General features: G+C 50.4%; 6 protein-coding genes. 3 read left to right on the top strand and 3 right to left on the bottom strand.

Going from position 1 to position 6514, the window contains the following annotated elements:
* From ABY044_RS11020 to sppA, 3 genes are all read left to right on the top strand, one after another.
* A partial coding sequence (locus ABY044_RS11020) for a TRAP transporter substrate-binding protein (RefSeq protein ID WP_373020674.1) occupies positions 1-537 on the top strand: 537 nt, incomplete at its 5' end.
* A gap of 223 nt (positions 538-760) precedes the next feature.
* Entirely contained in the window at positions 761-1750 is a 990-nt protein-coding gene (locus tag ABY044_RS11015) for a 2-hydroxyacid dehydrogenase (protein ID WP_373020676.1), read from the top strand.
* Between the two features lie 94 nt (positions 1751-1844).
* The gene (sppA, locus tag ABY044_RS11010; RefSeq protein ID WP_373020672.1) at positions 1845-2819 is read left to right on the top strand and encodes a signal peptide peptidase SppA; all 975 of its coding nucleotides are present in this window, start codon (positions 1845-1847) and stop codon (positions 2817-2819) included.
* A gap of 25 nt (positions 2820-2844) precedes the next feature.
* On the opposite strand, the gene ABY044_RS11005 is transcribed toward sppA, so the two are convergent.
* From ABY044_RS11005 to ABY044_RS10995, 3 genes are all read right to left on the bottom strand, one after another.
* Positions 2845-3639, bottom strand: a complete 795-nt coding sequence (locus ABY044_RS11005; protein WP_373020670.1) for a flagellar motor protein MotB — start codon at positions 3637-3639, stop codon at positions 2845-2847.
* On the bottom strand, positions 3639-4436 hold the full coding sequence (locus ABY044_RS11000) for a motility protein A (RefSeq protein WP_373020668.1): 798 nt from the start codon (positions 4434-4436) through the stop codon (positions 3639-3641). Before ABY044_RS11000 ends, ABY044_RS11005 begins: the two co-directional genes overlap by 1 nt.
* A 224-nt stretch (positions 4437-4660) precedes the next feature.
* The gene (locus tag ABY044_RS10995; protein ID WP_373020667.1) at positions 4661-6376 is read right to left on the bottom strand and encodes a methyl-accepting chemotaxis protein; all 1716 of its coding nucleotides are present in this window, start codon (positions 6374-6376) and stop codon (positions 4661-4663) included.
* Between the last annotated feature and the right edge of the window lie 138 nt (positions 6377-6514).

Below are 6514 nucleotides of genomic sequence, written 5' to 3'. Positions count from 1 at the left end.
GGGGGTGAAGTGTTGAAGCGTGCCGGTGGTGTGCCGGTGACCTTGCCGGGCGGCGAGTTGTTCCCGTCGATGCAGTCCGGTGCTTTGGATGCGACCGAATGGGTTGGACCATACAACGATTTGGCGTTCGGTTTCTATAAAGTCGCCAAGTTTTACTATACTCCGGGCTGGCACGAACCGGGGACGACGATGGAATGTATGATCAACGAAAAGGCGTTCAACGAATTGCCTGCCGACTTGCAAAGCATCGTACGCAACGCCATGAAGGTCGCCAATCTGGAAATGTTGTCGGAATACACCGCGCGTAACCAGCAAGCCTTGCAGACGCTGATCAACGAACACGGCGTTCAACTGAAAGAGTTCCCGGACGACGTTTTGAAAGAGTTGAAGACCTTGTCCGAGCAAGTGGTGGATGAAGAATCGCAGAAAGACGATTTGTCGAAGCGCGTGTGGGCTTCTCAGAAAGCGTTCCGTGATCAGGTCAGCAAGTGGACGCAAGCCTCCGAGCAAGCTTACGTTCGGGCACGCAGTCTTTAACAGCTAACCTCTTCATACCGGCAAGAGGGTGATATTAAAAAGCACGATATTGTTATTTGATATCGTGCTTTTTTAGTTTTACGGCGAGAAAAAATCGGTTGTTAGGTGGGTAGACTAAGCTGTTTTTTTATCCGTAAAACCGGTTTTGTGTTTGAGATTCGCCGTCAGGCGGATTCGGGATATGATAGAACGCAGTATTGATCAGAACGAATTGGAATTGAGTATGAAAGTCGTGGTGTATAGCAGTAAGCTCTATGATAAACAGGCCTTGTGCCGGACTTTAGACCCGGAGTGGGATGTGGTTTATTTCGAGGCTGCATTGGATTTGAATACCGTGCCGAGTGCCCACGGTGCCGAAGTGGTCAGTGTGTTCGTCAACGATCGCCTGGACAAGCCGGTTCTGCAACAGCTGGCCGAGGGCGGAACCAAATTGCTGGCACTGCGTTGCGCCGGTTTCAATCATGTCGATTTACAGACCGCTCAAGATTTGGGCATTCGGGTGGTTCGGGTTCCGGCCTATTCGCCCTATGCCGTGGCGGAACACACCGTCGGTTTGATGTTGGCGTTGAACCGTAAGCTGTATCGAGCCTATAACCGCGTTCGTGAAGGAAATTTTTCGCTCAACGGCATGTTGGGGTTTGACATGCACGGCAAAACCGTGGGCATTATCGGAGCCGGTAAGATCGGCCGTCTGGTGGGTAAGATGCTAAAGGCGTTCGGCTGTCGGGTGTTGGTGTACGACCCTTACGAGTGCACGGCGTGTGGGCAGCTGGGTATTGAACAGGTCGAACTCGAAACGATCTGGGCGAGCTCGGACATCATTTCGTTGCACTGTCCGCTGACGCCGCAAACCGATCATATCGTCAATGCGGAAACCATTGCCAAAATGAAGCGCGGAGTCATGCTGATTAACACCGGACGCGGTGCCCTGATGGATACCGAAGCGCTTATCGATGGATTGAAATCCCGAAAAATCGGCTATTTGGGTATGGATGTTTATGAGAAAGAGGGGGCTTTGTTCTTTGAAGATCATTCCTGCGAGATTATTCAGGACGACCTGTTCGAGCGTTTGCTGACCTTCCATAATGTTTTGATTACGGGTCATCAGGCCTACTTCACTCAAGAGGCGTTAAGCCACATTGCCGAAACCACGGTAGATAATATTCGCGCCTATCTAGCGGAAGAAGTTTTACTGAACGAGGTTAAGGTATAAAGGTTTCATGCGATCTTACAATGAATTCGAAATCGGTTTCGGCCGGTAGAAAATAGAGGAACACGGGATGCGTAATTCGGGGAATTTAACGTTAATGGCAAAATGGACGGGTCTAACCTTTTTGGTCATGAATCTGCTGTTGTTGAGCGGATGCGCCACCATCAAGCTTGGGCCGTCTTACGACAAGCCGTTTAAAGAACAGGTGGTGGAAGAGACCGAGGGGGCTAAAGCCAAAGTGTTGCTGGTCGAGATCAACGGCACCATCAGCGACCAGCCTAAAGACGGCTTGTTGGGCAAAGCGCCGAGCTTGCTGGATTCGGTATTGATGCAGCTGAAAAAGGCCGAGGACGACGAACAGATCAAAACCGTGTTGCTTAAAATCAATACGCCCGGCGGCGGCGTTACCGCCAGCGACATTCTTTACCATGAATTATTGGCTTTTAAAGAGCGTACCGGCAAGAAAGTTTATGTACAGATGATGGATATTGCGGCATCGGGCGGCTATTACATTTCTATGGCGGGCGATCACGTTCAGGCGCATCCGACCACGGTGACCGGTTCGGTCGGGGTGATTTCGATGACGCCCGATATTTCCGGTACGATGGAAAAAATCGGTGTCGGCGTGAACGTCTATAAAACCGGCGAAAGCAAGGATATGGGGTCGCCTTTCCGCGCCGCTAACGATCAAGACAAAGCCTTGTTCCAAAACCTGGTCGACGAGATGGCTCTGCGTTTTTACGCTATTGTGCAGAAAAACCGCAAGTTGACGGATGCGCAGATGCAAGAGGTCAAAACGGCAAGAATCTATACCGGAGAAGCGGCCAAGCAGGTCGGTCTGGTGGATTCTTTGGGGTATCTATCCGAAGCGACGCAAGCGGCTTGTGAATTGGGCGGCGAGAAGAAGTGCAATGTCGTGACATACCGTTACCAGAAGAATCCGAACGCTTCGGTGTATTCGCCGAACGTGGAATCCTTGACGCCGCCGGTGTCGATGGGCTTGCTGAAAGCACCGATTCTGGACAGTGCTTTAAGTCTGCGCCCCGGATTGTATTATCTGTATTTGCCCTAGTGGGCTAAATCGTCGGTAACGGTTTTTAATTCAGTATTTTTGAAACGACGATTTCAACCCGGCGGTTTTGAGCCTGGTTTTCGGGGATCGGTTCGCCGTACTGGTTGCGGTTAGGCCGCTTGGGGCGGGTGTCGGCGTAACCGATCGCTTTCAGGCGGTTTTTGTCGATACCGGCGGCAAAGAAGACTTGCAGTACCGAAATCGCTCGCCCGGAAGAGAGCTGCCAGTTGGACGGGAATCGCACCGTACTGATTGGCACGTCGTCGGTATGACCTTCGATTTCAATACTGTAATTCTTAAACGGAAACGCCTTGATTCTGGCGGCGACGTCCGCCAAGAGTTTGGCCGAGGTTTCGCCCAAGTCGGTCGATCCCGTGCCGAACAGGAGTTCTCCCGGCAGGTCGAGTTTAAGGGTGTTGTCGGAAACCGTTACCGCATCGATCGGACTGATATCGTAAGCGTTAAGCACCCCGGCCAAAGAACTTTGTAGATCTTTCAGCGGGTTTTTAACGGTCTCCTTTTTAAGCAGGGTCTGCCCCAGCGACTGATTCAAATCTTCGAACTTGGATTGGCGGATTTCGGAAACCGAAAAGATCAGTACGAAAAAAGCCAGCAGGATGGTGACGGCATCCGCATAGGTAATCAGCCAGTCGCTGTCGTTTTCGTCGGAAGGTTTTTTCTTGTCCTTGCTCGCCTTGATTTCCGCCTGATGCTTCTGCATCAACAGCTCCTGAATCTCGATGGACGGCTGGAGAGGCGCATTAGGATTTCCCGGATTGAGCGGGTTTGACGGATTGTTCGGTGTGTTTGGCGAGGCCATCAGCGAACCGCTCTGCTGAATTGGTAGTTGGGTTCCAAAAACGCATTCATAGCGTCTTCGATATGAGACGGTGAAACGCCTTCGGAAAGCAGTACCACGCCTTCAGTCAGGACTTTGTTACGGTAGGCTTCCAGGTCTTGTTTGTGTTCGACTTTACGAGCAGCCGGTTTGAAAATCAACTGGGCCATTAAGACGCCGTATAAGGTGGTCAATAAAGCAACCGCCAATCCGGCTCCGATTTTCGACGGGTCGCCGTTCATGTTGTTGAGCATGATGACCAGACCGACCAAGGTTCCGATCATACCGAAGGCCGGTGCGGCCGAAGCCATTGTCATCAGTACTTTGGATTGAACCATTTTACGTTCGTAGATCGACTGCTGGACGTTTTGCAGCAAGACGCGCAGTTTTTCGCCGCGGTAACCGGACAGCAGGTAGATGAACGATTGGCCGAGAAAGTTCTTGTCGTCTTCGGCCGAAAGCGCGACGGTGTTTTCCAGTTTTCTCAAACTCTCTCGACGGATGATTTGCGCCCAATCAATCAAGGTTCCGACGTCTTCGTAGAGTTTTCTCGGGTCGACGCGGTTGCTTGCCAGCGTCGCCAGAATTTCACGGAAGGCAAGCAATACGTTACGCCCTTCGAACGAGATCATCGCCACCGCCAGAGTGCCGCCGAAGACCATCAACAGGCTGGAAAGGCTGAAAAACATCAGGTAGTTTTCGGTGTTGACGTACACCGCCAGAGCGAAAAGCCCCAGGCCGAGGAAGAATCCCATTAAAGCGGAGAAGGAAATGCGCATTATCTATCCTACGTTTTGGCCCGGCCATTGATTGTCAAAGGCGGAGCTGTTACAGGGTCAGCGAAAGTCTTCAAGGTGTTTTACCGTTTGTTAACAACGGCCTGGTTCGCTGATGTAGTTGTCTAATATAACCTGTATCGACGTAATGAAATAAAACTTTACCGACAAGATTTTGAATCGTTGCCGGTAAAAATTTTATAAGGGATTTTAGTGGGTAGGCGTTCTCACTTGATTTTGAAATAGGCCATTTCCTGATTCAGTATTAAGGCCTGTTCGGATAGGCTTTTTGACGAATTGGCGGTTTCCTCGACCAGGGTCGTGTTTTGTTGGGTAGCCTCGTCGATCTGGCTCACCGCCTGATGTACCTGACGAATGCTTTCAAATTGCTGAGTCGAGGCCTGTGCAATCTGGTCAATCATACCGCTGACACTGAGTACCGCCTGATTGATTTCTTCAAGAACCTGTCCGGAATTCGTGGCTAAAGTATTGCCCTGTTCGACGCGTTCTACCGTCACTTCAATCAGGTTTTTGATATTCTTGGCCGCTTCCGCCGATTTTTGCGCCAAAGCACGCACTTCTCCCGCCACGACCGCAAAGCCTCTTCCATGCTCTCCCGCACGAGCGGCTTCTACCGCCGCATTCAAGGCCAGCAAGTTGGTCTGAAAAGCGATGCCGTCGATTAAGGTAATAATCTCGGAAATTTCATGGCTGGAGTTTTGAATGGCATGCATGGCTTCAATCGTCTCATTCATTACTCGCGTGCCTTGTTGTGATTTCTGCTGTACCTGAGCGGCGACCTTTGACGCCTGCTGGGCGTTTTCAGTATTGGTCTGAACCGCTTCGTTCATTGTCAGCATGGTCTGGCTGGTTTGTTCCACGGCCACGGCCTGTTCGTTAATGCGGCGACTTAAATGCTCTGCGCTTTCCGCCACATCAGAGGTTGCCTGATTGACGACGGCGGCCGCTGTCGAAGCGTTTACGATCACTTGGTTCAAGCGTTCGGACATGTTAACGGTTGCGTTTGACAGCGCGTCTATGGCGTTGCGAAACAGTGAATCCTCATTGTCTTTAAGGTGCTGTCCCATACGCGAGGACAGGTCGCCTCGAGCAAATCCCGTTAGCACTTCAGTCGCGTCTTCCACGACGTTTTGCAATAGTTTCATATTGGCGTTGTTGCCGACGTCCGTACCGTATTTCACAACTTTGTAAACTTGGCCGTCGCTATCGAAAATCGGGTTGTAGCTGGCTTCCAACCAAATGGCGTTGCCGTGTTTGTCGAGTCGTTTGATGGTGCCTGAAAAGTGTTTTCCGGCCGCAAGGTCTTTCCACAGCTTTTGGTATTCCGACGAATTTCTATATTCGGGGGTGACGAACATTTTATGGTGGTGGCCGACAATTTCATCAAGTCGATAACCCATTGCCTGTAGAAAGTTGTCATTGGCATGAAGGATATTGCCTTCAAGGTCAAACTCGATGACCGCCATAACGCGGTTGATGGCGTCAATCTGCGACTGTGCTTCATTTTCTCGGGTCACTTGTGCGGTGATGTCGGTGGCGAATTTGACGACTTTAGTCACCTGGCCGTTACGGTCCAAAATCGGATTGTAGCTGGCTTCCAGGAAGAGTACCTGGCCGTTTTTATTCAGGCGTTCGATTCTCCCGGCTTGGAATTCGCCGCGGCGTAATTTTTCCCAGAAGTCTTGGTATTCGGGACTGTTTGCATAATCGTGTTTTGCAAACAGGCGATGATGTTGGCCGATCACTTCCTCTTTCCGGTATCCAAGGGTGTTCAGGAAGTTTTCGTTGGCTTCCAGAACCTGTCCTTGAAGATCGAATTCAATCACCGCCATGACGCGGTTTAATGCGCTGAGAATGGATTGGTCGTGTTGCAGTTCGGATTCGATTTGTCGGATTTTACTTTTATAGTTTGTACAGAACATCGTTGCCCTTGTTGGTTGCAAGCTTCAAAGTCTGAAGCTTAACATCCATTTGTAAACAGGATGCTTACAAGTGTTTATGCAGAGTATTTAAGACTGTTTTCAAATTACGCCATTTTGATTATGGAAAATATCTCAAAG

It is taken from the genome of Thiomicrorhabdus sp. (assembly GCF_041583835.1).
GTDB lineage: Bacteria > Pseudomonadota > Gammaproteobacteria > Thiomicrospirales > Thiomicrospiraceae > Thiomicrorhabdus.
The sequence above is the reverse complement of the archived record's forward strand: the minus strand, read 5'-3'. Positions and strand labels throughout refer to the sequence as shown.